The 25935-nt window shown below is 72.2% G+C and carries 28 protein-coding genes; 21 read left to right on the top strand and 7 right to left on the bottom strand.

Annotated features, from left to right (window positions below; translation table 11 throughout):
* Positions 1-5: 5 nt before the first annotated feature.
* The 12 genes from IE269_RS01060 (at position 6) to IE269_RS01005 (ending at position 11801) form a co-directional block, all read left to right on the top strand.
* A complete protein-coding gene (locus IE269_RS01060; protein WP_189820743.1) occupies positions 6-980 on the top strand; it encodes an ABC transporter ATP-binding protein in 975 nt (324 codons plus the stop codon).
* Positions 973-2088, top strand: a complete 1116-nt coding sequence (locus IE269_RS01055) for an ABC transporter ATP-binding protein (protein ID WP_229897382.1) — start codon at positions 973-975, stop codon at positions 2086-2088. The genes IE269_RS01060 and IE269_RS01055 overlap by 8 nt, the downstream gene beginning before the upstream one ends.
* Positions 2089-2294: 206 nt before the next feature.
* Complete coding sequence (locus tag IE269_RS01050; RefSeq protein WP_189820742.1) at positions 2295-3368, top strand: hypothetical protein; 1074 nt, start codon at positions 2295-2297, stop codon at positions 3366-3368.
* Between the two features lie 235 nt (positions 3369-3603).
* Positions 3604-3798, top strand: coding sequence for a hypothetical protein (locus IE269_RS01045; RefSeq protein ID WP_189820741.1), 195 nt, complete (start codon positions 3604-3606; stop codon positions 3796-3798).
* A gap of 40 nt (positions 3799-3838) precedes the next feature.
* Positions 3839-4729: an N-acetyl-1-D-myo-inositol-2-amino-2-deoxy-alpha-D-glucopyranoside deacetylase gene (gene mshB / locus IE269_RS01040; RefSeq protein ID WP_189820740.1), complete on the top strand. Its 891-nt coding sequence runs from the start codon at positions 3839-3841 to the stop codon at positions 4727-4729.
* Positions 4726-5202, top strand: a complete 477-nt coding sequence (locus tag IE269_RS01035) for a DUF6113 family protein (RefSeq protein ID WP_229897381.1) — start codon at positions 4726-4728, stop codon at positions 5200-5202. Before mshB ends, IE269_RS01035 begins: the two co-directional genes overlap by 4 nt.
* Positions 5203-5441: 239 nt before the next feature.
* Positions 5442-7631, top strand: a complete 2190-nt coding sequence (locus IE269_RS01030; protein ID WP_189820739.1) for a hypothetical protein — start codon at positions 5442-5444, stop codon at positions 7629-7631.
* Positions 7632-7762: 131 nt separating this feature from the next.
* Positions 7763-8683 (top strand): ABC transporter ATP-binding protein, encoded by a 921-nt coding sequence (locus tag IE269_RS01025; protein WP_189820738.1) that lies wholly within the window; start codon positions 7763-7765, stop codon positions 8681-8683.
* Positions 8680-9417: an ABC transporter permease gene (locus tag IE269_RS01020; protein WP_189820737.1), complete on the top strand. Its 738-nt coding sequence runs from the start codon at positions 8680-8682 to the stop codon at positions 9415-9417. Before IE269_RS01025 ends, IE269_RS01020 begins: the two co-directional genes overlap by 4 nt.
* The gene (locus IE269_RS01015; protein WP_438817514.1) at positions 9414-10598 is read left to right on the top strand and encodes a sensor histidine kinase; all 1185 of its coding nucleotides are present in this window, start codon (positions 9414-9416) and stop codon (positions 10596-10598) included. The genes IE269_RS01020 and IE269_RS01015 overlap by 4 nt, the downstream gene beginning before the upstream one ends.
* Before the next feature lie 10 nt (positions 10599-10608).
* On the top strand, positions 10609-11229 hold the full coding sequence (locus tag IE269_RS01010) for a response regulator transcription factor (RefSeq protein WP_189820736.1): 621 nt from the start codon (positions 10609-10611) through the stop codon (positions 11227-11229).
* Between the two features lie 116 nt (positions 11230-11345).
* Positions 11346-11801 (top strand): carboxymuconolactone decarboxylase family protein, encoded by a 456-nt coding sequence (locus IE269_RS01005; RefSeq protein ID WP_189820735.1) that lies wholly within the window; start codon positions 11346-11348, stop codon positions 11799-11801.
* A 10-nt stretch (positions 11802-11811) separates the two neighbouring features.
* Here the strand turns inward: IE269_RS01005 and IE269_RS01000 are convergent, their stop codons facing one another.
* Both IE269_RS01000 and IE269_RS00995 read right to left on the bottom strand, forming a co-directional pair.
* Complete coding sequence (locus IE269_RS01000) at positions 11812-12666, bottom strand: transglutaminase-like and tetratricopeptide repeat-containing protein (protein WP_189820734.1); 855 nt, start codon at positions 12664-12666, stop codon at positions 11812-11814.
* 40 nt (positions 12667-12706) lie between these two features.
* Positions 12707-13711 carry a GNAT family N-acetyltransferase gene (locus IE269_RS00995; protein WP_189820733.1) on the bottom strand — a complete coding sequence of 335 codons (1005 nt, stop codon included), beginning with the start codon at positions 13709-13711 and terminating at the stop codon, positions 12707-12709.
* A 144-nt stretch (positions 13712-13855) separates the two neighbouring features.
* Here IE269_RS00995 and fdxA point away from each other — a divergent pair, with 144 nt between their 5' ends.
* Complete coding sequence (gene fdxA, locus IE269_RS00990) at positions 13856-14176, top strand: ferredoxin (RefSeq protein ID WP_014154250.1); 321 nt, start codon at positions 13856-13858, stop codon at positions 14174-14176.
* Positions 14177-14288: 112 nt separating this feature from the next.
* Positions 14289-15389: a succinyldiaminopimelate transaminase gene (gene dapC, locus IE269_RS00985; protein ID WP_189820732.1), complete on the top strand. Its 1101-nt coding sequence runs from the start codon at positions 14289-14291 to the stop codon at positions 15387-15389.
* Between the two features lie 101 nt (positions 15390-15490).
* On the opposite strand, the gene IE269_RS00980 is transcribed toward dapC, so the two are convergent.
* Positions 15491-15940, bottom strand: a complete 450-nt coding sequence (locus IE269_RS00980) for an ATP-binding protein (RefSeq protein ID WP_189820731.1) — start codon at positions 15938-15940, stop codon at positions 15491-15493.
* 420 nt (positions 15941-16360) lie between these two features.
* Positions 16361-17320 (bottom strand): hypothetical protein, encoded by a 960-nt coding sequence (locus IE269_RS00975; protein ID WP_229897380.1) that lies wholly within the window; start codon positions 17318-17320, stop codon positions 16361-16363.
* 423 nt (positions 17321-17743) lie between these two features.
* Between IE269_RS00975 and dapE the strand changes: the two genes are divergently transcribed.
* Together dapE and IE269_RS00965 are read left to right on the top strand one after the other, a co-directional pair.
* Positions 17744-18823 carry a succinyl-diaminopimelate desuccinylase gene (gene dapE, locus IE269_RS00970; protein WP_189820729.1) on the top strand — a complete coding sequence of 360 codons (1080 nt, stop codon included), beginning with the start codon at positions 17744-17746 and terminating at the stop codon, positions 18821-18823.
* A gap of 69 nt (positions 18824-18892) precedes the next feature.
* Positions 18893-19642, top strand: coding sequence for an LOG family protein (locus IE269_RS00965; protein ID WP_189820728.1), 750 nt, complete (start codon positions 18893-18895; stop codon positions 19640-19642).
* Between the two features lie 70 nt (positions 19643-19712).
* On the opposite strand, the gene folP is transcribed toward IE269_RS00965, so the two are convergent.
* Positions 19713-20573: a dihydropteroate synthase gene (folP, locus tag IE269_RS00960; RefSeq protein ID WP_189821325.1), complete on the bottom strand. Its 861-nt coding sequence runs from the start codon at positions 20571-20573 to the stop codon at positions 19713-19715.
* 135 nt (positions 20574-20708) lie between these two features.
* On the opposite strand from folP, the gene IE269_RS43685 reads away from it, so the two are divergent.
* Both IE269_RS43685 and IE269_RS00950 read left to right on the top strand, forming a co-directional pair.
* Positions 20709-21272 (top strand): DivIVA domain-containing protein, encoded by a 564-nt coding sequence (locus tag IE269_RS43685; protein ID WP_189820727.1) that lies wholly within the window; start codon positions 20709-20711, stop codon positions 21270-21272.
* Positions 21269-21883 (top strand): DNA-3-methyladenine glycosylase I, encoded by a 615-nt coding sequence (locus tag IE269_RS00950; RefSeq protein WP_189820726.1) that lies wholly within the window; start codon positions 21269-21271, stop codon positions 21881-21883. Before IE269_RS43685 ends, IE269_RS00950 begins: the two co-directional genes overlap by 4 nt.
* A gap of 25 nt (positions 21884-21908) precedes the next feature.
* Here IE269_RS00950 and chcB read toward each other — a convergent pair whose 3' ends face one another.
* Positions 21909-22709, bottom strand: a complete 801-nt coding sequence (gene chcB / locus IE269_RS00945; protein WP_189820725.1) for a 2-cyclohexenylcarbonyl CoA isomerase — start codon at positions 22707-22709, stop codon at positions 21909-21911.
* A 333-nt stretch (positions 22710-23042) separates the two neighbouring features.
* Here chcB and IE269_RS00940 point away from each other — a divergent pair, with 333 nt between their 5' ends.
* Positions 23043-23210: a DUF3117 domain-containing protein gene (locus IE269_RS00940; protein ID WP_003966491.1), complete on the top strand. Its 168-nt coding sequence runs from the start codon at positions 23043-23045 to the stop codon at positions 23208-23210.
* A 130-nt stretch (positions 23211-23340) separates the two neighbouring features.
* Here the strand turns inward: IE269_RS00940 and IE269_RS00935 are convergent, their stop codons facing one another.
* A complete protein-coding gene (locus IE269_RS00935) occupies positions 23341-24006 on the bottom strand; it encodes an O-methyltransferase (RefSeq protein ID WP_189820724.1) in 666 nt (221 codons plus the stop codon).
* Between the two features lie 152 nt (positions 24007-24158).
* Between IE269_RS00935 and sigE the strand changes: the two genes are divergently transcribed.
* On the top strand, positions 24159-24950 hold the full coding sequence (sigE, locus tag IE269_RS00930; protein ID WP_189820723.1) for an RNA polymerase sigma factor SigE: 792 nt from the start codon (positions 24159-24161) through the stop codon (positions 24948-24950).
* Complete coding sequence (locus IE269_RS00925; RefSeq protein ID WP_189820722.1) at positions 24947-25927, top strand: anti-sigma factor family protein; 981 nt, start codon at positions 24947-24949, stop codon at positions 25925-25927. The genes sigE and IE269_RS00925 overlap by 4 nt, the downstream gene beginning before the upstream one ends.
* The last annotated feature ends 8 nt before the right edge of the window (positions 25928-25935 follow it).

Genomic DNA, 25935 nt, shown 5'->3' with positions numbered 1-25935 from the left:
CTGACATGCTGCTTGAAGTACGCGATCTGCACGTGGAGTTCAAGACCCGCGACGGCGTCGCCAAGGCCGTCAACGGGGTCAACTACAGCGTCGACGAGGGCGAGACCCTCGCCGTCCTCGGCGAGTCCGGCTCCGGCAAGTCGGTGACCGCACAGGCCGTCATGGGCATCCTCGACATGCCGCCAGGGCGCATCCCCCAGGGCGAGATCTTCTTCCAGGGCAAGGACCTGCTGAAGCTCAAGGAGGACCAGCGCAGGAAGATCCGCGGTGCCGAGATGGCCATGATCTTCCAGGACGCGCTGTCCTCCCTGAACCCGGTCCTGTCGGTGGGGGAGCAGCTCGGCGAGATGTTCGTCGTCCACCGCGGGATGTCGAAGAAGGACTCCCGGGCCAAGGCCGTCGAGCTGATGGACCGGGTGCGCATCCCGGCCGCGAAGGAGCGGGTCGGCCAGTACCCGCACCAGTTCTCCGGCGGCATGCGCCAGCGCATCATGATCGCGATGGCGCTCGCCCTGGAGCCCAAGCTGATCATCGCGGACGAGCCGACGACGGCCCTCGACGTGACCGTGCAGGCCCAGGTCATGGACCTGCTCGCGGAGCTCCAGCGCGAGCTCAACATGGGCCTCATCCTCATCACCCACGACCTGGGTGTCGTCGCCGACGTCGCCGACAAGATCGCGGTGATGTACGCGGGCCGGATCGTCGAGACCGCCCCGGTCAAGGAGATCTACGCGAACCCGGCCCACCCGTACACCAAGGGACTCCTCGAATCGATCCCGCGCCTGGACCAGAAGGGCCAGGAGCTGTACGCGATCAAGGGCCTGCCGCCGAACCTGCTCAACATCCCGCCGGGCTGCGCCTTCAACCCCCGCTGCCCGATGGCCCAGGACATCTGCCGCAGCAAGGTGCCGCCGCTGTTCGACGTGGCCGAGGGCCGCCAGAGCGCCTGCCACTTCTGGAAGGAGACGCTCGATGCCTGAGTTGGGCAAGGACACGTCCGGCACGACCTCCGGTGCGACCGAGGCGAGCTCCTGGGTGGGTCCCTCGACCCGCAGCGTCTCCCGGGGCGAGTCGATCCTCGAAGTACGGGACCTGGTCAAGCACTATCCGCTCACCCAGGGCATCATCCGCAAGAAGCAGGTCGGCGCGGTCAAGGCCGTCGACGGCGTCTCCTTCGACCTCGGCCGGGGCGAGACGCTCGGCATCGTCGGCGAGTCCGGCTGCGGCAAGTCGACCGTCGCCAAGATGCTCGTGCAGCTGGAGAAGCCCACGTCGGGCGCGATCCGCTACAAGGGCGAGGACATCACCGAGCTGTCGGGCCGCGCGCTCAAGGCCGTACGCCGCAACATCCAGATGGTCTTCCAGGACCCGTACACCTCGCTCAACCCCCGCATGACCGTCGGCGACATCATCGGCGAGCCGTACGAGATCCACCCCGAGGTGGCTCCCAAGGGCGACCGGCGCCGCAAGGTGCAGGAGCTGCTCGACGTCGTGGGCCTCAACCCCGAGTACATCAACCGCTACCCGCACCAGTTCTCCGGCGGCCAGCGCCAGCGCATCGGCATCGCCCGCGGCCTCGCCCTCAATCCGGAGATCATCGTCGCGGACGAGCCGGTCTCGGCCCTCGACGTCTCCGTGCAGGCGCAGGTCATCAACCTCCTGGAGAAGCTCCAGCAGGAGTTCAACCTCTCCTACCTCTTCATCGCCCACGACCTCTCGATCGTCCGGCACATCTCCGACCGGGTCGGCGTGATGTACCTGGGCCGGGTCGTCGAGATCGGCACCGACGCCGAGATCTACGAGCACCCCACCCACCCGTACACCCAGGCGCTGCTCTCCGCCGTGCCCGTGCCCGACCCCACCGCCCGCGACCACCGCGAGCGGATCATCCTCAGCGGCGACGTGCCCTCGCCCGCCAACCCGCCGTCCGGCTGCCGCTTCCGCACCCGCTGCTGGAAGGCGCAGGAGCGGTGCGCGCAGGAGGTGCCGCTGCTGGCGGTCCCGGCGGTCTTCCGCGACGCCGACTCGCCGGCCGCGCACGACTCGGCGTGCCACTTCGCGGAGGAGCGGGTGGTCGTGCCCCGCTGACGGCCGGTGCTTGTAACCGGCGGGCAACGCGCGCGACACGCGTCTGCGGGAGTCTGAGGGACGTACGGCCGTGCGGGTGCCGTTGACCGGCCGGGGTGCGCCATGTCGCCCCGGCCGGTCGCCCTTCCCGCGGCCCGCCCGGTCGCGTTGCGGATGCGAACACCGGCCCCTTGTTCAACTCCCTTACCAGGGTGGACCATTCACCCATGGGAGCGACGGGGCAGCCTCAGTCACTGGTACGCGGCGCACGGTTCACCGGCAGCGGGGTCTGTCTGCTCCTGGCCCTCCTGACGGGCGTCTGGATCGTCCGCGACCTGCGCCTCGTCGAGGACCCGGCCCGGCTCTGGTGGGCCTGGGCGGGCAGCGGCCCCGACCGCTTCCTCACCGCCAGCACCCTCTACGACCTGAGCCTGCTGCTCGTGTACGTCGTCGTGGCGGTCCTCGTGCCGCGCTCACCGGTGGCCGCCTCGGCCCTCGCCACGACCGCCCTGGCCACCCTCGCCGTGCGGGCCCCGGCGCTGTGGGTGGACGGCTTCGCGGAGGTGTATCCGCACGGGCTGCGGATGCGGGCCATGATCTCCACCTTCCTCGCGCTGGGGCTCGCGGCGATCCTGTTGATCACGGTCGCGGCGGGGCGCAGGCCGGTGCGATCCGGCCAGGGAGCGCCGGGGTCGTACGGGCGTACGGACGGGGCCCTCTTCCAGGGGGCCCGTATTCCGACGCGCCCGGGGCGGGCGGCCCGCCTCGCGGGAGCTGTGCTGCTGATGGCGGTGGGACTGGTGGCAGTCGCCTGGGAGGTGTACGGATTCGTCCAAAATCCGGGGTCTTTCACCCGTTATGCGGAACGCTTCACCGGCAGCGGCGGCGGACTCCAACTGCTCGGCATTCCGGCGGGCTGGGCCTGTCTGGTTCTCGTCGCCGGCTCCCTCACGGCCGCGGTCGGAGCGGCCCTGGGCGCGGTGTACTCGCGGCCCCTCGGGCTGGTCGTCGCGGGGCTGGTGGGCATCAGTGGGGCGGCCGGGGTGTCGTTGGCGGTACGGGCCGACCTCTTCGCCGGATTCGGGGCGCTCGGCGGGGTCGAACAGCTCACCGTGGTGGGCTGGGTCTTCCACCTGCTGGCCGGAACGGCCCTGGTCCTGCTGCTCGGCCGCCGGGGCGTGCCGGGCGACCCGCCGCCCCGGCTCGCCGCCAACGTCTACGACGGGTACGGGCCCTCGCCGCTCCCCGGCGGCGGCGCCTTCGGACCGCCTCCGCCGAGCTCGCGCCCACCGGGCTGGTAGGCCGGCACCGACGCCGCCGGGCCCTCAACTCGCGCTGCCGCAGCGGCGATTTCCGGCCACGCTCCCCAACTGCCCGCCCCCCGTGCGCCCCTCGTGCTGCCGTGCACCGATCAATGCGTGGATGCGGATAGTTATGATCCGTAGCGCTAGGTGGGTATAGACCTGCTGGCACCTGTCGTGCTGCCGTTGATCCGTTTCCGTCGTCCCGACCGAACTCAAGTGGAGGTGAACCGCCGTGGCACTCTCGATTTCACTGGTGGTGCTGCTGGCGATCGTCGTCTTCCTGCTGGTCCGGAAATCCGGACTGAAGGCCGGACACGCGGTGGTCTGCATGCTGCTCGGTTTCTACCTGGCCAGCTCGTCCATCGCGCCCACGGTCAAAGACGTCACCACGAACATCGCCGGGGTCCTGGGGAACTTCCACTTCTGACCCCCGGCACCCTTTTGCAGCCACCTCGTAGGCTGTCCCCATGACCGAGCTCCCCACCCGTCGTCTGCTCCTGGTGCACGCCCACCCCGACGACGAGTCGATCAACAACGGCGCCACCATGGCCAAGTACGCGGCCGAGGGCGCCCAGGTCACCCTCGTGACCTGCACCCAGGGCGAGGAGGGCGAGATCATCCCGCCCTCCCTCGCCCACCTCGCCGCCGACCGGGACGACGCGCTCGGCCCCTACCGGGCCGTCGAGCTGGCCGACGCGATGAAGGAACTGGGCGTCACCGACCACCGCTTCCTCGCGGGCGCCGGCCACTTCCGCGACTCCGGGATGATGAACACCCCGCAGAACCACCGCGAGAACGCCTTCTGGCACGCCGACGTGAACGCCGCCGCCTCGTACCTCGTGCAGGTGATCCGCGAGGTCCGCCCGCAGGTCCTGGTGACGTACGACCCGGACGGCGGCTACGGCCACCCCGACCACATCCAGGCCCACCGCGTCGCCATGCGCGCCACCGAACTCGCCGCCGAACCCACCTACCGCCCCGACTTCGGCGTCCCGCACGCCGTCGAAAAGGTGTACTGGAACCGCGTCCCGCGCCCCGTCGCCGAGGACGCCTTCGCCCGGCTGCGCGCCGAGGACCCCGGCTTCCCCGGCATCGCCCCCGTCGACGACGTGCCCGGTGTGGTCGACGAGGAGCACATCACCACCGCGATCGACGGCACCGCGTACACGGCCGCCAAGACGGCCGCGATGCGCGCGCACGCCACCCAGATCACCGTGCACGAGCCCTGGTTCCTGCTCTCCAACGAGCTGGCCCAGCCCGTCTTCACCACCGAGTACTACGAGCGCATCGTCCCCGCCCGCGACCCCGAGGGCGACGAGCCCGTCGAGACCGACCTCTTCGCGGGGGTCGACGCGTGAGCAAGGACGCCAAGCCCTCCGGCCCGGCGCCCGGCAGGCGCAGCGTCGCCAGGACGACCGGCACCCCGAGTGCCGCCGCCCCCTCGCTGCTGCTGACCCAGCCGGTGAACCCCCGCCGCATCCCCCTCTACCTGGGCCTCTTCGTCCTCGGCGCCCTCACCGGGATCGCCGGGGGCCTGGTCTCCGGGGCGCTGATGCCGCTCGGGCTGCTGCTCTCGCTGCTCGGCGCGGGCGGCCTCTTCTACGGGGGTACGTACGCACTGGGCACCCGGCTCGGGGCGGCCGTCCCGGGACTGGGCTGGCTGCTCGCCGTCCTGGTGACCACCTCGGGCCGCACCGAGGGCGACGTCCTGATCGGCGGCGGCACCGGTGCGAGCATCTTCCTCATCGGCGGCATCGTCCTCGCTGTGATCTGCGCCACGATGCCCCGGCTGCCCGTGACCGCCAAGGGCACCGCCCGGCCTGGGAACTGACGCACCCCTTCCTTCCCCCTTCCTTCTGTTTCCCTCCACTTTTCCCTTCGCTTTTCCCGCCCGATTCACGCGTCCGCTCCCGCTTCGCAGCCCCCGCTCCCGCTGTTGCAGGGGAAGCGCCCGTATCCACGGCCGCGGGGCTCGGGTCGGCGGCGGCCAGTATGGTGGTGCGCGCCGCCGAGCCGCCCGCAGCACATGGTCAAGAGAACGAGCGGTGGAGCCAACCGGGAGAACCTGCCTTGAGTCGTGAAACTGACAGTTCGTCCTCCGGCGCGCAGGGGCGCGGCGGAACCGCGTACCCCTCGGGTACGACGCCGTACGGACAGAGCCCGTACCCCTCGCTCCACCAGGACGGCCCGGGTGCCGGTGCAGGCGACGAGCCCGCCGAGGCTCCGGAGCCGGACGAGCCCAGGACCGAGACGACCCTGACCACCCGCATCCGCATCAACATCCCCGGATCGCGCCCCATCCCGCCCGTCGTCATGCGCAAGCCCATGGCCGACAGCGAGGGTGACGGGGCGTCGGCGGACGGTTCCGCGGACGCCGGGAGCACCGGCGAGACCGTGTGGCCGCCGTCCGAGCCGCTGTCCGCCGCACCCTCCGCCGCCGACGCCTCGGCCACCGGCTCGGGCCAGCCTCCGCTGCCCACCCGCGTGCAGGGCGCCACCGTCCGCGACAAGGGCGCCGAAGGCCAGGGGGCGGGTTCCGCTTCCGGCGAGGAGAAGCCCACCAGCGACTGGTTCGCGCCGCGCAAGGCCCCGGTGACGCCGCAGCCTTCGCCGGACCGCCCGGCACCGGCCCCCGCCCAGGGCGGCGGCCTGCCCTACTTCACCGACGGCACCGGCCTCCCCGAGTCCAACGCCGCCTCGGCGACCCCCACGGGCCCCACCACGGGCCCGGCCAACGGCAGCAGCCCCCTGGCCCCCAAGGCCCCCTCCGGCGGCCGTGGCTTCGGCCCCGAGACCACCGGCCAGCACTACATGCCGGGCGCGGAGACGACCGGCCAGCACCAGATGCCGGGCATGGACACCACGGGCCAGCACCGGTTGCCGGGCATGGAGACGACCGGTCAGCACCAGATGCCCGGTTCGGGTTCCGCTTCCGGTCCCTGGCCCGAGGCCCGTCCCGGTCAGGCGCCGGGCGCGTCCTCCCCGTACGGCACGAACCCGCTGACCGGGATGAACGGCGCCGGCGGCCTGGGCGACGACACCGCCCTCCTCACCCCGCAGACCGACCCCCGCGACGACCGGCCGGCCGGCCCCGGCCCCATGACGCCCCCCGGGTACGTCTCCGGCGACACCCTCACCAGCGGTGTCCCCGTGGTGCAGCCCGACGGGCCGCGCCCGCAGTTCCCCTCGGGCCCCAACCTCACCCCCCGGCTGCCGGACCCGCCGGGCGCGTCCGGTCCCGGCCGGGGCGGACCCGTACGCAGTGAACCGGCTCCGCCGCCGCCCGCGCCCAAGCCCGCAGCGCCCGCCAAGAAGGGCCGCTCCAAGGTGGTCCTGCTGGCGGTCGGCGTGGTCGTGATCGCCGGTGGTGTGTACGGCGCGGGCCTGCTGCTCAACCACTCCGACGTGCCCAAGGGCACCACCGTCCTCGGCGTGGACATCGGCGGCGGCACCAAGGACGAGGCCGTCGTCAAGCTCGACGCGGCGCTCGGCAAGCGGGCCGCGCTGCCGCTCCAGCTCGTCGTCGACGGCAAGAAGACCGAACTGGCCCCCGGCAACGCGGGCCTGTCCCTGGACAGCCAGGAGACGGTGCGCGGCGCGTCCGGCACCGACTACAACCCGGTGTCGGTGGTCGGCTCCCTCTTCGGCGGCGAGCGCGTCGCCGAGCCGGTGGTCCCGGTCGACGAGGAGAAGCTGACGGTCGCCCTGACCTCGCTGGCCGGCACCTCCGGCACCGCCTCCGACGGCTCGATCGACTTCTCCAGCGGCAAGGCCGTCGCCAAGCCGGGCAAGCCCGGCAAGGCGCTCGACGCCAAGGCGTCCATGGCCAAGGTCCGCGACGCCTACCTCGCGCAGGTGCGCAGCGGGAAGCAGGTGCCGGTCGAACTGCCCGTGGTGGCCAAGCAGCCGACCATCACGCAGGCCGAACTCGACCGTGCGATGAAGGAGTTCGCCGAGCCCGCCATGTCGGGACTCGTGCGCATCAACGCGGGCACGACCGGCAAGGGCATCGACTTCGGCCCGGGCAAGTCACTGCCGAAGATCCTCTCGATGAAGGCGATCAACGGGAAGCTGATCGAGGTCTACGACCTGAAGGCGATGAAGGAGCTGTGCGGCAGCACCTTCGACGGCGTGATGGTCAACAGCGCCACGGGCAAGCGCCCGCTGGCGATGGAGGACGTCCGCAACGCGATGCGCAAGGCCCTGGTCGGCAAGACCAAGACCGAACGCACCCAGACCATCGACCTGAACCCGACGTAAGGGTCGTCTCCGGAACCCCCTGCACCGAGACGTGCGGGGGGTTCCGCGCGTCCGGGCCCATGACATCTGTCATGCCGAACACCGGACGCCCGTCTCTGCCGCCCACCAGGGGAAATCGCCACCCTTGAAGCATGCAGACGACACCCGTCCAGTTCACCGGAGTGACGAAGGCGTACGGCCCCGTCAAGGCCGTCGCCGACCTCACCCTCACCCTCCGCCCCGGCGAGACCGTCGCCCTCCTCGGCCCCAACGGCGCCGGGAAGTCCACCACCCTCGACCTCCTCCTCGGCCTGCGCCCCGCCGACACCGGCACGGTCAGCCTCTTCGGCACCACCCCGCAGCAGGCCATCGCCCAGGGCCGGGTCGGCGCGATGCTCCAGAGCGGCGGCCTGATGGAGGAGGTGCGGGTCCGCGAGATCGTCGGCCTCGCCTGCGACCTGCACCCCAAGCCGTACCCCGTACAAGAGGTCCTCGACCGGGCGGGCGTCGCGCAGATCGCCGACCGCATGGTCAACAAGCTCTCCGGCGGCCAGGAACAGCGCGTCCGCTTCGCGCTGGCCACCGCCGGGGCCAACGACCTCATCGTCCTCGACGAGCCCACCACCGGCATGGACGTCACCTCCCGCCAGGCCTTCTGGGCCACCATGCGCGCCCAGGCCGACCAGGGCCGAACCGTCCTGTTCGCCACCCACTACCTGGAGGAGGCCGACGCCATCGCCGACCGCGTCCTGGTCCTGCACAAGGGCCGCCTGCTGGCCGACGGCACCGCCGCCGAGATCAAGGCGAAGGCCGGCGCCCGCCGGATCGCCTTCGACCTGGAGGGCGCGATCGACGAGAGCGCGCTGGGCGCACTGCCGTTCCTGACCGCCCTCAAGGTCTCCGGCCGCACCGTGCGCATGCAGTCGCACGACGCCGACGCGACCGTCCACGCGCTGTACGGGCTCGGCCTCTACCCGCGCAACCTCGAAGTCGCCGGACTCGGCCTGGAACAGGCCTTCGTCGCGATCACCGAAGCAGAAGAGAACAACTCGCAGGGAGCGCTGTCCGCATGAAGACCCTCATCGCCCTCGAAATCCGCCGCACCCTGCGGAACAAGAAGTTCATGTTCTTCTCGGTGATCTACCCCTCCGCCCTCTTCCTGATGATCGCGGGCACCCAGGGCAACGCGAAGGTCCCGGGCTCCGACCTGACCATGCCCCTCTTCGTCATGGTCGCCATGGCCTCCTTCGGCGCCCTGACCTCCGTCCTGATGGGCAACAGCGAACGCATCGCCAAGGAGCGCGAGAAGGGCTGGGTCCGCCAGCTCCGCCTGACCCGCCTCCCCGGCCGCGGCTACGTCCTCGCGAAGATCGCGGGCTCGGCGGTCGTCACCCTGCCCGCCATCGTGATCGTGTTCGTCGTGGCCGCGGCCGCCAAGGGCGTACGGCTGGACGCCTGGCAGTGGATCGCGCTGACCGCCGTCATCTGGGCCGGAAGCGTCGTCTTCGCCGCGCTCGGGGTCGCCCTCGGCTACATCGCCAGCGGCGACGCCGTCCGCCCCGTCACGATGATCGTGTACTTCGGACTGTCCATCCTGGGCGGCCTGTGGATGCCGGCCACCCTCTACCCTCAGTGGCTGCAGAACATCGCCGAGTGGCTCCCCACGCACGCGTACGCCGCCCTCGGCCAGGCCATCGAGCTGGGCGGCGCCCCGCACGCCAAGGACGTCGCCGTCCTCGCCGTGTACTTCCTGCTCTTCGCGGGCGGCGCGGCCTGGCTGTACCGGAAGGACACGTTGAAGGCGTGAACGAGGAACCCCCAGGCACCGCCGTGCGGTCCGCCCCGATCGGCCAGAGGCCCCGGAACATCCCGACCAAGGTCGTGGCGATTGCCGTCTGGCTGGTCTTCCTGGGCGACCCGCTCGGCGACCTCCTCAGCGCCGCGCACCAGCCCCTGGTCACCGCCCTCGGTGCCCTGGGGCTGCTGGCCTTCGTCGCCGTGTACGTCACCCTCTTCGCCAAACTGGTCTTCGGCCAGGGCTTCCGCACCCTGCCCCCGCGCATCGCCTGGGCCGCGCTCGGCGCCCAGTTCGCCCTCGCCTGCCTACTGAGCCTCACCCTCGGCGACCGCTGGCTGGCCCTGTTCGTGTACGTCGCCGTGTCGGCCGGAGCGACCCTGCCCGTCCGGCAGGCCCGCTGGAGCATCCCCGGCGTCACCCTGGTCCTGGTCCTCATCGGTGTCGCCCGCAGCGACTGGCACGAGCTGAAGGCGGTCGCCCTGCTGCCCCTGATGATCGGCGGCGCGATGGTCGGCGTACGCCAACTGGTCCGTACGACACAGGAGTTGAGGGAGGCGCGGGCCACCGTCGCCCAGCTCGCCGCCAACGAGGAACGCCTGCGCCTCGCCCGCGACCTGCACGACCTCCTCGGCCACTCCCTCTCCCTGATCACCCTCAAGAGCGAGCTCGCCGGGAAGATGCTCCCCGGCCACCCCGAACAGGCCGCCCAGCAGGTCGCCGACATCGAGAAGGTCAGCCGCCAGGCACTCGTCGACGTCCGCGAGGCGGTCACCGGCTACCGCCGCGCCACCCTCAGCGCCGAACTCGCGGGCGCCCGCACCGCGCTGGCCGCCGCCGGCATCGAGTCCGACGTCCCCGTCGAGACCCCGGGCGAGCTCGCCGACGTACCCCCGGAGCAGGAGGAGGCCCTCGCCTGGGCGCTGCGGGAGGCCGTCACCAATGTCGTACGCCACAGCGGTGCCCGGCACTGCACCGTGCGCCTGTGCCGCAGCCAGACCCTCGACGGCGCCTTCCTGGAGCTGACGGTCACCGACGACGGCCGGGGCGCCGAGGGCCCCCAGCGCCGGGGCAACGGCCTCACCGGCATGGGCGAACGCCTCGCCGAGGTCGGCGGCACGGCAGCACCCGACCCCACCGGCCCCGGCTTCACCCTGCGGGCCCGGGTCCCCCTGCCGGCGGACGGAACCTAGGATCACCCTCATGACCAGCACCGACAGCATCCGGGTCCTGCTCGCCGAGGACCAGTCGATGGTCCGCGAGGCACTGGCCGCACTCCTGGGCCTGGAGCCCGACATCGAGGTCGTCACCCAGGTGGCCCGCGGCGACGAGGTGCTGGCCGCCGCCCGCGCCACCCCCGTCGACGTGGCCCTCCTGGACATCGAGATGCCCGGCATGACCGGCATCGAGGCCGCCGGGCAGCTCACCGCCGAACTGCCCGGGGTGAAGGTCGTCGTGCTCACCACCTTCGGCCGCCCCGGCTATCTGCGCACCGCCATGGAGGCGGGCGCGGTCGCCTTCCTGGTGAAGGACGCCCCGGCCGCCCAGCTCGCCGAGGCCATCCGCAAGGTCCTCGCGGGGGAGCGGGTCATCGACCCCACCCTGGCGGCCGCTGCGTTGGCGGGCGGGGCCAACCCGCTCACCGACCGCGAACGCGAAGTCCTGCGGGTGGCCGCCGACGGCTCCACCAACGCCGAGATCGCCGCCGCCCTGCACCTCTCCCAGGGCACCGTCCGCAACTATCTCTCCACCGCCATCCAGAAGCTCGCCACCCGCAACCGCGCCGAAGCGGTCGGCGTGGCCCGCGAAAAGGGCTGGCTCTAGAAGCTCCAGAAACCCGGGAAAAGTTTTTCCGCGACCGGTCACACTTCCCGCGCGGGCTCCGTCATAAGGGTGTGGGCGCGACCAAGCGCCCTGAACACCTAGTTGAGGAGCCTGCCATGGAAGCCCGTATCGCCAACCCCGCCACGATCCTCCCCGACGCCCTGCCCGCCATCCTCTCCGTCGCCAAGGCGGCCCGGAAGGGCGGCGTCCCGGAGTCCACCCTGGAGCTGATCCACCTGCGGATCAGCCAGATCAACGGATGCAGCGTCTGCGTCGTCGGCGGCGCGGCCAGCGCCCGCAAGGCGGGGGAGAGCGACGAGCGCATCGACTCCGTGTCCGTCTGGCGCGAGGCCCCGTACTTCACCGACGCCGAGCGCGCCGCCCTCGACCTCGCCGAGTCCGCCACCCGCCTCGCCGACCGCCCCAACCCGGTGACCGACGAGGTCTGGGAGGAGGCCGCCAAGCACTACGACGAGAAGCAGCTCGCCGCGATCACCCTGTGGATCGGCGTCAGCAACCTCTTCAACCGGCTCAACGCCACCACCCGCCAGATCGCCGGAGCCAAGTGGTAGTCACCGAGGATTAGTTGAGGCGGGCCCTGGCAGCCCTGGCCCGCCCCCTGATCGCCTCCGCCGATGCCGGCTCCACCGCCTCCACCACGTCCGCGTACGCCTCCAGCTCCCGTGCCCCGCCCAGGAAGTCCCCGCGCTGCACCATCAGTTGGGCCTTCTCGTAGCGCAGCCGCGCCGGATGCGCGGGCAGCAGCAGCGCCAGCTCCACCGCCCACAGCTGTACGTCGCTGCGCTCGGGCCGGGCGGAGGCCCACGCCCGGATGTTGTTCAGCACCCGCATCACGATGTCCAGCGGATCGGCCGCCCGCAGCATCGACGCATCCAGCGGCTCACCCGTCGCCCCCGCGACCAGCAGCTCCGCATCCGCCCCGGTCAGCAGCCTGCCCCCGTTGAACGGATCGGCCAGCACCTGCGCCCCCGGCTCCCCGAACGCCACCACGAAGTGCCCCGGCAGCGCCACCCCGTACACCGGGGCCCCGGCCCGCCGGGCCACCTCCATCCACACCACCGACAGCAGGATCGGCAGCCCCCGCCGCCGCTTCAGCACCGCCGGAAGCAGCGAGGAGTCCAGCCGCCGGTAGTCCCCGGGTGTGCCCTCGAACCCGCAGCGCGCGCCCAGCAGTTCGGCGAGCGCCGTCGCCCAGGAGCGCGGCCCGGCAGGACGGAACGGCAACAGCCCCGCCAGCCGGTCCAGTTCGATCTGCGCGCCGTCGATCCCGTCCTGCCCGAGGTCCGGGTCGCCGACCGCGCCGATCAGCAGGCACAGCGTCGCCAGATCGGGGTGCTCGGCCCGCGCCTCCTCGGCGAACTGCGCCCGCCAGTCGTCCCGTTCGCCCTCGGCCGTGCCGTCTGCTGCCTCGTCCATGAAACCCTCGTACCCGTTCCGTGAAACCGTCGTACCCGGGCTATGCCACCCGGTAGTGGTGGTAACTGTGGTGGGTGGCGAATCCCATCCCCTCGTACAGCGCACGCGCCCCTTCGTTGTCGGCCTCCACCTGGAGCCACGCGGCCGACGCCCCCTCGTCGAGCGCCTTGCGCGCCAGTACGGCCATGACCGCCGTCGCGAGTCCCCGCCGCCGGTGTGCCGGATCGACCTCGACGGCCGCGAACCCGGCCCACCGCCCGTCCACCACGCACCGCCCGATCGCCGCCGCCTTCCCCGGCTCCTCGCCGGGCACGGTCGCGAACCACACCGAGGGCCCGCTGTGCAGCACCTTCTCGACCTCGGGGCCGGGCTTCTCGAAGCGCTGGTAGCGCGTCATCCACGCGGCGTCCGCCGCCCGCGTCAGCGCCACGTCCGCCTCCGCCGGACCCGCGTCCAGGTCGCCGACGGGTGCCAGCGCCGCGATCCGCACCAGCGCCGTTACGTCCAACTCCCAGCCGTGCTCGGCCAGTTCCGCCCCCAGGACCTCCTGGGTCCCCTCGGCGCCGGTCGACACCTGGACGTACGCCGGAAGCCCCCGCTCCGCGTACCACCGCCGTACGTACGCCAGCGCCTCGCCCGTCGGGACCCCCGGATCGCCCAGCGGCAGCACGGAGTTCGCGCGCCGGGTGAAACCGTTCGCCGCCCGCAGGGTCCACTCGCCGAGCTGCTCGCTCTCCAGCGGCTGCCACGCCCGCGCGGTCACCGTCGCCAGCTCCGTGAAGGTCGCCGAGGGGCCGCGCCGTCGGGCCGGGGCGGCGGGCACGAGCTTGCCCGCGACCATCGCGGAGGCGTCGACCCGTACCGTCTCACCATTCTTTCGTGTGATCGACAGCACACCGCCGTGCCAGGAAGTGAGCACGCCCACGACGTCCGCGAAGCGGGCACCCGCCGCAGAGTCCCCGGTCAGACGCCGGACTGATACCCGTTTGCCCACGTCATCCGGGCTCAGCCGGACCTCAAGTTGTCCGCCGGCAGTGAATTCCACGGCTCTGCCCACCCCTCCTGTTCGGATCCTGCTCGTGAGCGGAGATACTAGGTGCGGGCATCGCACGACGCCGCGCTCCCGCGCGCCCGTGGACGGAGCCGGAGAAGCTCGGCCCGCCGCGCCCTATCGAGGAGGAACGACAGCGTGACCTACGTCATCGCGCAGCCTTGTGTCGACGTCAAGGACAAGGCGTGCATCGAGGAGTGCCCGGTCGACTGCATCTACGAGGGCTCCCGGTCCTTGTACATCCACCCGGACGAATGCGTCGACTGTGGTGCCTGTGAGCCGGTCTGCCCGGTCGAGGCGATCTTCTACGAGGACGACACTCCGGAGGAGTGGAAGGACTACTACAAGGCGAACGTCGAGTTCTTCGACGACCTCGGCTCGCCGGGTGGTGCCTCCAAGCTGGGCCTGATCGAGCGCGACCACGCGTTCATCGCCGCGCTGCCGCCGCAGAACCAGTAGGCGGTACGCGCCACCGAGTGTCGACCCCGGTCCCGTACGGCCTTCGCTGCCGTACGGGACCGGGGCGTTTGCGCACCTCTCCTTGCACCCGTACGAGAAAGCGACCCGCACCGTGTCCACAGTCACCGACCGCCTCCCCACCTTCCCCTGGGACAAGCTGGAGCCGTACAAGAAGACGGCCGCGGCCCACCCGGACGGCATCGTGGACCTTTCCGTCGGCACCCCCGTCGACCCGGTCCCCGAGCTGATCCAGAAGGCATTGGTCGCCGCCGCGGACTCGCCCGGCTATCCGACGGTGTGGGGCACGGTCGCGCTGCGCGACGCGCTGGTGCAGTGGGTCGAGCGGCGGCTCGGCGCCCGCGAGGTGCAGCACACCAACGTCCTGCCGGTGGTCGGCTCCAAGGAGCTGGTGGCCTGGCTGCCGACCCAGCTCGGGCTCGGCCCCGGCGACCAGGTCGCCTACCCGCGGCTCGCCTACCCGACGTACGAGGTCGGCGCCCGTCTGGCCCGCGCCGAGCACGTCGTCTACGACGATCCGACCACCGACCTCGACCCCTCCCGGGTCAAGCTCCTGTGGCTCAACTCGCCGTCCAACCCGACCGGCAAGGTCATCGCCAAGGACGAGCTGATCCGGATCGTCGCCTGGGCCCGCGAGCACGCGATCCTGCTGGTCGCCGACGAGTGCTACCTGGAGCTGGGCTGGGAGGCCGACCCGGTCTCCGTCCTGCACGAGGACGTCTGTAGCGGCTCCCTCGACGGGATCGTCGCCGTCCACTCCCTCTCCAAGCGCTCCAACCTGGCCGGATACCGGGCCGCGTTCATCGCCGGTGACGCGGCCGTCCTCGGCGACCTGCTCCAGATCCGCAAGCACGGCGGCATGATGACCGCCGCCCCGGTGCAGGCCGCCACGGTCGCAGCGCTCGGCGACGACGCGCACGTGGCCGAGCAGCGCGAGCGGTACGCGGCCCGCCGCACGGCCCTGCGCGAGGCGCTGGTCGCGCACGGCTTCCGGGTCGAGCACAGCGAGGCCAGCCTCTACCTGTGGGTCACCCGCGACGAGGACTGCTGGCAGACCGTCGCCCACCTCGCGTCGCTGGGCATCCTGGTGGCGCCGGGCGACTTCTACGGGGAGGCGGGCGGACGCTTCGTGCGCGTCGCCTTCACGGCCACGGACGAGCGTGTCGCTGCGGCGGTGGCCCGGCTGGCGGTCTGAGACTGCTCCGTACGTACCTCTGTCGTACGCACAGGAAGGGGCCCCGGGAGATTCGCCCTCCCGGGGCCCCTTCGTGCTGCGCAGGCTGCTCGGCGTGCTGCTTAGCCGAGCGGCAGGCCCTTGAGGGGCAGGGTGTCGGCGCCGGGCAGGCCGCCGCCGGTCGGCAGGCCACCGGTGGGCAGGCCGCCGTCCGTGGCGGTCTTGGCGGTCTCGCCGAGCACCTCACCGGCGCTGCCGGCGACGTCACCGGCGGCCTTCTGGGCGGCCGGGGTGGCGGTCTTGCCGGCCTTGCCGACGGTCTTGCCGGCGGCCGGGACGGCCTTCTTGACGGCAGCGCTGCTGGTGTCGCCCGCCACGTTGGACGCCTTCTGCGACGCGCCGTCGACGGTGTCGCCGAGACCGGCGCCGTCCAGCGCGGTCAGGCCACCGAGGTTCGGGGCAGCCGGGAGGTCGACCGCGCTGGCGGAGCCGGTCGCACCGATCACGGAAGCAGCGCCTGCGGCACTGATGAGAGCGGCGCGGGCGATCCGACGAGCCAGGGGGAGGGACATGGTGCTCCTTAGCGGGAGAAGACGTTGTGGACGCTTGTGAGGCGCTGTCTGTCCGGCGATCGGACGCCATGACAACCGCTCGGAGGGCGGGGGAGGTTGCGGTGCGCCGAGGTAAAGAGTTCGCAATGCGGCGCATGGTCCGGTGCGGATAAAAACGGGCAAAGGCGAAGCGTCCGGCGGTCGCGAAAAGTGCTCGCTCCCCTTGATTCGCAAGGGAATTGGCGGACGGAGCCCGAGGCGGGACGGGGTGTCGGCGCGCCCGCTCGCGGGACGGCCCGGACGCCTCCCTTCGGGTGACGCGTGGGACGGGTGATCGCCCGGTGTTCGGACGGTGACCGGGTCTTGACCCGGGAGTGATCTGCCCGTTATCGGTTGTTTGTCCGGTGGGGGCCGGGGTGCGGGTGAACGGGTTCTCCGTTCTTACGGGGAGGTGGTGATCCGGATCTGGCCCGCACCGGCTCGGCCCGCCGGAACCTTCTGCCAGCCCTTCCCGGCCTCCGTGGTGCGCCACTCGCGGTCCCCGTACGCGATGCGGGTGACGCGCAGTTCGGCGGAGTGCGCCATCGCCCAGTGGGCCAGCGCCCAGCCGCGCTGCTGCGGGGAAGCGGTGACGCCGGTGACGCCCCGGGCGGTCCCGGTCTCCTGCGGGACGGGGACGGTCACGGTGCGGGCGTCGGGGGCACCGGCCGGGGCGGCGGCCTTCCGGTCGCGGGGGAGGACCCCGGCGCCGAAGTCCCGGACCAGGCGCTCCCGTACCTTCGCGGGATCGCCCGGCGTGCTGTCGTCTCCCCGGCGGGACTCGCAGGACAGCGAGGCGGGGGTGCGGCCGGTGAGGGCGGAGGCCAGCAGGGCGGCGTCCGGCTCGTGCTTGGCGTACGCCTGCGGGAAGCCGCTCTTCTGGACGCGCTGGGCGGCCACGGTCAGCGGCAGCCGCGAGTAGCCGGGGACCTCGGTGAGGTGCTGATAGAAGCGGCCCGCCGAGTACGCGGGGTCGAGGATCTGCTCCTCCGTGCCCCACCCCTGCGAGGGGCGCTGCTGGAACAGGCCCAGCGAGTCCCGGTCGCCGTGCCGGATGTTGCGCAGGGCGGACTCCTGGAGGGCGGTGGCCAGCGCGATGGTCACGGCGCGCTCGGGCATGCCGCGCGAAGTGCCCACGGAGGAGATGGTCGCCGCGTTGACGGCCTGCTCGGCGGTCAGCTCGTAGCGGGCGCCGCTCTCCGCGCCCTCCGGGCCCCCGCGCACGAAGCAGCGGGTGTCTCCCTGGCCACCGGCGAAGAACTGCACCGCCGCGTACCCGGCGAGGGCCACCAGCACGGCGACACCGGCGCCGATCCGGACGGCACGGCTGCGGAGGGGAGAGGAAGCGGAAACCTGAGCCACAGGCCCAAGGTACTGGAGCACTTGGGGGCCTCCGGTCCTCCCGGCCTCGGGCCAAGGAGCCCACCCCCTCCCACTTCCGCCTCGTCCCCTTCGCCGGCGGGGCCGCCCCTCCCTCCTCTTCCCTCGTCCCCTTGGGCGGCGGGGCCGCCCCCCGGGGGCGGCCCCTCCCGATCCGGGCCCGCCCCGGTCCCGGCCCCTGCCCGCACCTTGCACCCCGGACGCGCGCAGCCGCAGGGCCCTCGGGGCGCCTCCCGGTGCCGGAGGCGTGAAGCACCGGCCCGCCGGGCCAGGGGGTCCCCAGCCCCGCCCCTTCACCTAAACCCGCGGGGGCATGGGAGGGTTCCGTGCGGGTGAGTGGGGGCTGGTCGCGCAGTTCCCCGCGCCCCTGAAGGCGCACGATCGTCCCCGGCTAGGCTCGGCCGTATGTCCGAGACCCCCCTTGACCTCACCCGTGACGCCGCCCACGTCACCGCCCAGCTCGTCGACTTCCGTTCCGAGAGCGGCAGCGAGAAGCCCCTCGCCGACGCCATCGAGCAGACCCTGCGGACCCTCCCGCACCTCACCGTCGACCGCCACGGCAACAACGTCGTCGCCCGCACGAACCTCGGCCGCCCCGAGCGCGTCGTGCTCGCCGGGCACATCGACACCGTTCCGATCGCGGACAACGTCCCGTCCCGGCTGGATGCGGACGGGGTGCTCTGGGGGTGCGGGACGAGCGACATGAAGGCGGGGGTCGCGCTTCAACTCCGTATCGCCGCCACCGTCCCCGAGCCCAACCGCGACCTCACCTTCGTCTTCTACGACAACGAAGAGGTCGCCGCCCATCTCAACGGCCTCGGCCACGTCGCCGACGCCCACCCCGACTGGCTGGCCGCCGACTTCGCCGTCCTGCTGGAGCCGTCGTACGGCGAGGTCGAGGGCGGCTGCCAGGGCACCCTGCGCGTCATCCTGCACACCACCGGCGAGCGCGCCCACTCCGCGCGCAGCTGGATGGGCGCCAACGCCATCCACAAGATCGCGCCGATCCTGGCGAAGCTGGAGGCGTACGAGCCGCGCCGCCCGGTGATCGACGGCCTGGAGTACCGCGAGGGGCTGAACGCCGTCCGCGTCGAGGGCGGCGTCGCCAACAACGTCATCCCCGACGCCTGCTCGGTGACCGTCAACTACCGCTACGCGCCCGACCTTTCGCAGGAGCAGGCCCTCGCCCACGTCCGCGAGGTCTTCGCCGACTGCGACATCGCGGAGTTCGTCGTCGACGACCACTCCCCGGCCGCCCTCCCGGGTCTGTCCCACCCCGCCGCCCAGGCCTTCATGGCGGCGGTCGGCGGCAGGGCCAACCCCAAGTTCGGCTGGACCGACGTCGCCCGCTTCAGCGCGCTCGGCGTACCGGCCGTGAACTACGGCCCCGGCGACCCGCTGCTCGCCCACAAGCGCGACGAGCGGGTGGAAGTCGCCAAGGTCCTTCAGGGCGAGGAACGACTCCACGCCTGGCTGACGGCCTGAATTTCATCATTCGTCACATCCGTGGACCTACCCTGACCGGACAACGTACGGCAGCGAAGGGAGCACGGCATGACGCATCCTGAAGAGGGACGGACGCCCGAGGAGCAACGGCTCGGTCCGGTCCTGCGCCGCCGGGAACAGGTCCAGCCCGGCACCACGGACCAGCGTCTCCTCGACACCGAGGGCGACTCGGAGTGGGTGCACACCGACCCGTGGCGGGTCATGCGCATCCAGTCCGAGTTCGTGGAGGGTTTCGGCGCGCTCGCCGAACTCCCCAGCGCCATCAGCGTCTTCGGCTCGGCGCGCACCCCCGCCGACTCCCCGGAGTACGACGCGGGCGTGCGCCTGGGACGGGCCCTGGTCGAGGCGGGCTTCGCGGTGATCACGGGCGGCGGCCCCGGCGCGATGGAGGCGGCCAACAAGGGCGCCCGCGAGGCGAACGGCGTCTCCGTCGGCCTCGGCATCGAGCTGCCCTTCGAGCAAGGGCTCAACGAGCACGTCGACATCGGGGTCAACTTCCGTTACTTCTTCGTCAGAAAGACGATGTTCGTGAAGTATGCGGAGGGCTTCGTCGTCCTTCCGGGCGGTTTCGGAACGCTCGACGAGCTCTTCGAGGCCCTGACCCTGGTCCAGACCCAGAAGGTCACCCGCTTCCCGATCGTCCTGTTCGGGACGGAGTACTGGGGCGGGCTGGTCGACTGGCTGCAGAACACGGTGATCGCCGAGGGCAAGGCCTCCGCGAAGGACCTGCTCCTCTTCCACGTCACGGACGACGTGGACGAGGCGGTCGCGCTGGTGTCCAAGGAGACCGGCAAGTAGGTCCGTTCCCGGGGTCCGCCACTGGCCGACACGCCGATACAGGGCGGGCCCCGCCTCGTACGACAGGTGCTTACGCCAGGCCCCGGCGGGCGACCGCCGGCGGCCGGTGGCCCGCGATGGACGCCACCATGTCCAGCACCTGCTTGGTCTCCGCGACCTCGTGCACCCGGTACACCTGCGCCCCCAGCCACGCCGACACCGCCGTCGTCGCCAGCGTCCCGATCACCCGCTCCTTGACCGGCCGGTCCAGCGTCTCCCCGACGAAGTCCTTGTTCGACAGCGATACGAGCACGGGCCAGCCCGTGTCCGCCATCTCGCCGAGCCGCCGCGTCGCCTCCAGGCTGTGCCGGGTGTTCTTCCCGAAGTCGTGCCCCGGATCGATCATGATCGCGTCGCGCCGCACGCCCAGCGCCGCCGCCCGCTCGGCCAGCCCCACCGTGACGTCCAGGATGTCGGCCATCACGTCCTCGTACGTCACCCGGTGCGGCCGGGTGCGGGGCTCGGCCCCGCCCGCGTGCGTGCACACCAGGCCCACGTCGTACCGCGCCGCGACCTCGGCCAGCTTGGGGTCGACGCCGCCCCACGCGTCGTTCAGCAGGTCCGCGCCCGCCTCGCAGACCGCCTCGCCGACCTCGTGCCGCCAGGTGTCGACACTGATCACGACGTCCGGGTGCCGGCGCCGCACCTCGGCGACGAAGCCGACGGTCCGCCGTGCCTCCTCCTCGGCGCTCACCTCCTCGCCGGGGCCCGCCTTGACCCCGCCGATGTCGATGATGGCGGCCCCCTCCGACACCGCCTGCTCCACCCGGGCGAGCGCGGGCTCGTCGCGGAAGGTCGCGCCCTGGTCGTAGAAGGAGTCCGGGGTGCGGTTCACGATCGCCATGATCACCGGCTCGTGGTCCTCGAAAACACGCCGTCCCAGCCGCAGCATCTTCAGCTTCCTCCTCGTCACGGACCTCCGACGGCCCAGGTGAGGCCGTCTGCGACCTTAACTGTCACACCCGCATGGCACGATCGGGGCCGGAAGATTTCCGCACCGTCCTAGTCCGTGCCCGGGGAGCCGCTCGTGTTCGTGTTCTTGCTCTTGGCGATGGTGGTGGTCGTCGCCGCCGTGACGCTCGCCGTCGTCGGCACCGGCGGCGAGCAGGGGCCGCTGCCCGAGGCCGCCCCCGACCACCTGGTGGACCCGCTGCCGCTGACCCGCCCGATCGGCCGCGCGGACATCGAGGCGCTGCGCCTGCCGCTTGCCGTACGGGGCTACCGGATGGCGGACGTGGACGACGTCCTGGGCCGGGTCGGCGCGGAACTGGCCGAACGGGACTCCCGTATCGCCGAACTGGAAGCGGCCCTCGCGGGCGCCCAGGCCACCGCCCCGGGCAACCCCGACCTCTTCACCAAGCACCACACCCCCGCCGGGCCGGAGCACCCCTGGACACCCCCCGCCGCAGCCCCAGCAGCGCAGGCCGCAGCCCCGCCGGACTCCGCCGCCCCGTCCGGGCCCGAAGCCGCTGCACCGGCACCTGCTGCCGAGGCCGCCGTCCCCGAAGCCCCCGAGCCCGAAGCGGCACCCGCCCCGGAAGCCCCCGAGCCCCAGGACGCACCCCCCGCCCCCGAGGAGCCCAAGCCGTGACCGCAGCAGCACCCGGCCCCGACGGCGCGCTGCGCTGCCCCTGGGGGCTCTCCACGGAGGACTACACGGCGTACCACGACACGGAGTGGGGCCGCCCGGTCCACGGCGACGACGCGCTGTACGAGCGGCTGTGCCTGGAGGCCTTCCAGTCGGGCCTGTCCTGGCTGACGATCCTGCGCCGCCGCGAGGGCTTCCGCACCGCCTTCGCCGGCTTCGAGATCGCGAAGGTCGCCCGCTTCACGGACGACGACGCGGCCCGTCTGCTCGCCGACCCCGGCATCATCCGCAACCGCGCCAAGATCGAGGCCACCCTCGCCAACGCGCGCGTCCTCGCCGAGTGGCCCGAGGGCGACCTCGACCGGCTGATCTGGTCGCACGCCCCCGACCCGGCCGGCCGCCCCGCACCCCGCACGCTCGCTGACGTACCCGCCGTCACCCCCGAGTCGACGGCGCTCGCCAAGGACCTCAAGAAACGCGGCATCCGCTTCGTCGGCCCGACCACGGCCTACGCCCTGATGCAGGCGTGCGGCCTGGTCGACGACCACCTCGCCGACTGCGTCGCCCGGGGCGGCGGCAAGGCCGCGAAGAAGCGGCGCACCAAGGCGGGCTGACCAGAACTCAGGCCCCCGGCCCGGCTCAGCGGCCCAGGTACTTCGGCTTCGCCTTGTCGACGAAGGCCTGGACCGCGATGGCGTGGTCCTCCGAGGCGCCCGCCAGCGACTGGAGTTCGTCCTCCTTCTCCAGCGTGTCGCTCAGGCCGTGCTCCGAGCCGTACGCGAGAGACGCCTTCAGCGCGGCGTACGCGACCGTCGGACCCTCCGCGAGCGCCCGCGCCATGGCCGTCGCCTCGGCGGCCAGCGCGGCGGCCGGCACCACCCGGTTCACCAGACCCAGCTCCAGGGCCTCCTGCGCCTTGATCGAGCGCGGGAAGAGCAGCAGGTCGGAGGCCCGGCCGTAGCCGATCAGCCGCGGCAGCGTCCAGGACACGCCCGAGTCCGCGGTCAGCGCGACCCCGGCGAAAGAGGTGTTGAACGCGGACGTGTCGGCGGCGATCCGGTAGTCGGCGGCCAGCGCGAAGCCCAGCCCCGCACCGGCGGCGACCCCGTTGATCCCCGCGACGACCGGCTTCGGCATGTCGACGAGGGCCCGGAGGATCGGGTTGTAGTGCTCGCGCACGGTGCTCATCGTGTTGCCGGTGCCCGCCTCGCGGTCGGCGGTCAGCGAGGAGATGTGCTCCTTGAGGTCCTGACCGACGCAGAACGCCCGCCCGGTCGCCGTCAGCAGGACCGCCCGTACCGCCGTGTCCTCGGCGGCGGCCAGCACCGCCTCCCGCAGGGCGACCTTGGCCTCGGTGTTCATCGCGTTCATGGCGTCGGGACGGTTGATCGTGATCGTCCCGAGTCCGTCGGTCACCTCGTAGAGCACGGTGTCGGCCATGGTCGGTCCCCTCCTGAAGGCCTCCGGGAGCGCTGAGAGGCTCCCGGGAGCGGAAAAATGGGCATGCACAGGCCAGCATGGCGGAGATCTCGGAAGCTGCACATGTGACCTGCGTCAAACAAAAAGACGTCCGGGGACGGTACGAAGCGGCGAAGTATCGCAGCCGGATCGCCGAATTGAGTGGTTTTGCGGCTGCGCGTTGCGCAAGCGATGCGAACCGATGTTGGTCATTGGGTCCTGCGATGCGGGATAATGGCCTGGAAGCAATGTGTTCGATGCCGGTGACACCTGGGTTGTCGGCTGCGTGAGCTGGTTTCAGGAAGGGGAACGAGCATGGCGGCCATGAAGCCGCGGACGGGCGACGGCCCGCTCGAGGTGACCAAGGAGGGGCGGGGCATCGTCATGCGCGTTCCGCTCGAAGGCGGCGGTCGACTTGTCGTCGAGCTGACTCCGGACGAGGCCGATGCACTCGGCGACGCCCTGAAGAAGGTCGTCGGCTAACGCCTGAAGGCGGAAAGCGCTCTACATCTCTCCACTGCCCCGGCCGCGCGCGAGCGCGTCACCGGGGCAGTGGTGTGTCCGGGGGCAGTGGTGAGTCCGGGGACGGGCAGGACGGGCCTCAGGACGGGCCTCAGCCCCTGCGCACCGCGCACAGCAGCCCGTCGCCCACCGGCAGCAGCGAGGACACCAGCTCCGTCGACTCGCGCACCGTGCGCAGCAGCTCCCGCAGGCGCAGCACCTCGGCGGGCTGGGCGGCGGAGTCCACCGTGCGGCCGTCCGCGAAGACGCCCTCGAAGCACACCAGACCGCCAGGTCGCAGCAGCCGCAACGATTCAGCGAGATAGTCCAGCGACTCCAGTCGGTCGCCGTCGCAGAAGACGAGGTCGTACCCGCCGTCCGCCAGACGCGGCAGTACGTCCAGGGCGCGGCCCGGAATGAAGCGCGCCCGGTTCCCGGCGAAGCCCGCCGAGCGGAACGCCTGCTTGGCGAAGCCCTGCCGCTCGGGCTCCAGGTCGACGGTGGTCAGCACGCCGTCGGGGCGCATCCCGTGCAGCAGATAGATGCCGGACACGCCCGTGCCCGTACCGATCTCGGCGACGGCCTTGGCGTCCGCGGTCCCGGCCAGCAGCCGCAGCGCGGCGCCGGTGCCCGGGGACACCGAGGGGACGCCCGCGTCCCGGGCCCGGTCCCGGGCCCAGCGCAGAGTGTCGTCCTCGGCGACGTAGGCGTCGGCGAACGCCCAGCTCGTCTGCCGGTTGGCGGTAATGACCCTCTCCTGTCCCCGTAGTTGGCGCAACGGTGACTGTATCCGCTGGAGTCGGGAACTCGCAGATGGGACCGGTCGTTAGGAGAGGGCAGGGGGCACAGATGGATCACGGAGAGCGGGACCGGCAAGGGTCCCAAAATTCACGCAAAGACTCTTATCCGGAGCTAACGGGCGAGGTGGTTATGGTAGGGGCTCCACTGGACACCACCAGAGCCGACAGGGGAGGTGCGGCTGCGGCCGGTGATCGGGGAGGAGTGTTCTCACGCTTCTTCAGGTCTGCGGGCGAGCCGAAATCCGTGACCGACACCGCTGACCGTTCGACCTCCACCCCCGTGGCCACCACGGCGACCTTCGCCGACTTCTCGGACGCGGAGGAGACGTGGACGCCTCCCACCTGGGAGGAGATCGTCAGCACGCACAGCACCCGCGTCTACCGCCTGGCCTACCGCCTGACGGGCAATCAGCACGACGCGGAGGACCTGACCCAGGAAGTCTTCGTCCGGGTCTTCCGCTCGCTGTCGACGTACACGCCCGGCACCTTCGAGGGCTGGCTGCACCGGATCACGACCAACCTCTTCCTGGACATGGTGCGCCGCAAGCAGCGCATCCGCTTCGACTCGCTCGGCGACGACGCGGCCGAGCGGCTGCCCAGCCGCGACCCGTCGCCCCAGCAGGCCTTCCAGGACACCCACTTCGACGCCGACGTGCAGCAGGCGCTGGACACCCTCGCGCCCGAGTTCCGCGCCGCCGTCGTCCTCTGCGACATCGAAGGACTGTCGTACGAGGAGATCGCCGCGACCCTCGGCGTCAAGCTCGGCACGGTCCGCAGCCGCATCCACCGCGGCCGCTCCCACCTGCGCAAGGCGCTCAAGCACCGTTCCCCGCAGGCCCGCGCCGAGCAGCGCGCGATGGCCGCCGTGGGCGCGGGTGTGCCGTTCGTGCCCTCTCCGGCCGGAGAGGGGGGTCTCGGGTGAGCGGATCCCGGCCCACCCCGGCGGAACAGCACCTCGGGGACCGGCTCGCCGCCCTGGTGGACGGCGAACTCGGGCACGACTCGCGCGAGCGGGTCCTGGCCCATCTGGCGACCTGCGCCAAGTGCAAGGCCGAGGCCGACGCGCAGCGCAGGCTGAAGGACGTCTTCGCGCAGAGCGCACCCCCCGCCCCCTCCGCGGGCTTCCTGGCCCGGCTCCAGGGCCTGCCCGGCGGCTCGGACGACGAAGAGGGCCCGGGCGGTGACGGACCGCCGGGCCGCAGAAGATTCGGCGAGGGCACGGCCTTCGGGGTCTACGCCTCCGAGAGTCCGCTGGGCTTCGGCAGCCGGATCGGTTACGAACCTCAGGACGGCCACCCGGGCGTCCTGCCCGGCGCCTCCCGTGACCGGGGATTCCGCATCCACGAGGTCGGCAGGACCGAGACCGAGCGGACGGGCGGGCGCAGGCCGCGCCGGTTCGCGTTCGCCGCGGCGAGCGCGGTGTCGCTGGCCGCGATCGCGCTCGGCGGCGCACTCCCCGCCGAGACCCCCAACAACCCCACCGCCAGGGGCGAGCGGGCGGGCGGCCTCGTCCCCACCCGGGCCGCGACCCCGGCCGGCGGCACGGACAGCAGCCGCCGCCAGGGCGGGGCGACCAGCGTCGGTTCGGGAAGTGCGACGCTCCTGTCGGCCACCTCGGGCAACCGCGCTGGCACCGCCGCCGCGCCCCCCGTTCCGTACGGGGCGGGACTGACGACGCGACCGCTCGGCGCCCAGCAGGGGCCGCCGCAGGGGCTGTTGCGCGGTCAGGGCCGGTGGGACCGGGGGCTGCGGGTGTACCCCGTCTCCGTCCCCCTCACGGACACCTCGTACACACTGCCGCTGCTCGGCCGGGGCCCGGCCCCCACGACGACGCCTGCGCCGCCCGGTCAACTGGCCGCACCGGCCACGCCCGAGCTCTCCGTTTCCCGCAGTCGCTGACCCGCACT

The sequence above is a fragment of the Streptomyces spiroverticillatus genome (assembly GCA_014650415.1).
Taxonomy (GTDB): domain Bacteria; phylum Actinomycetota; class Actinomycetes; order Streptomycetales; family Streptomycetaceae; genus Streptomyces; species Streptomyces spiroverticillatus.
The sequence above is the reverse complement of the archived record's forward strand: the minus strand, read 5'-3'. Positions and strand labels throughout refer to the sequence as shown.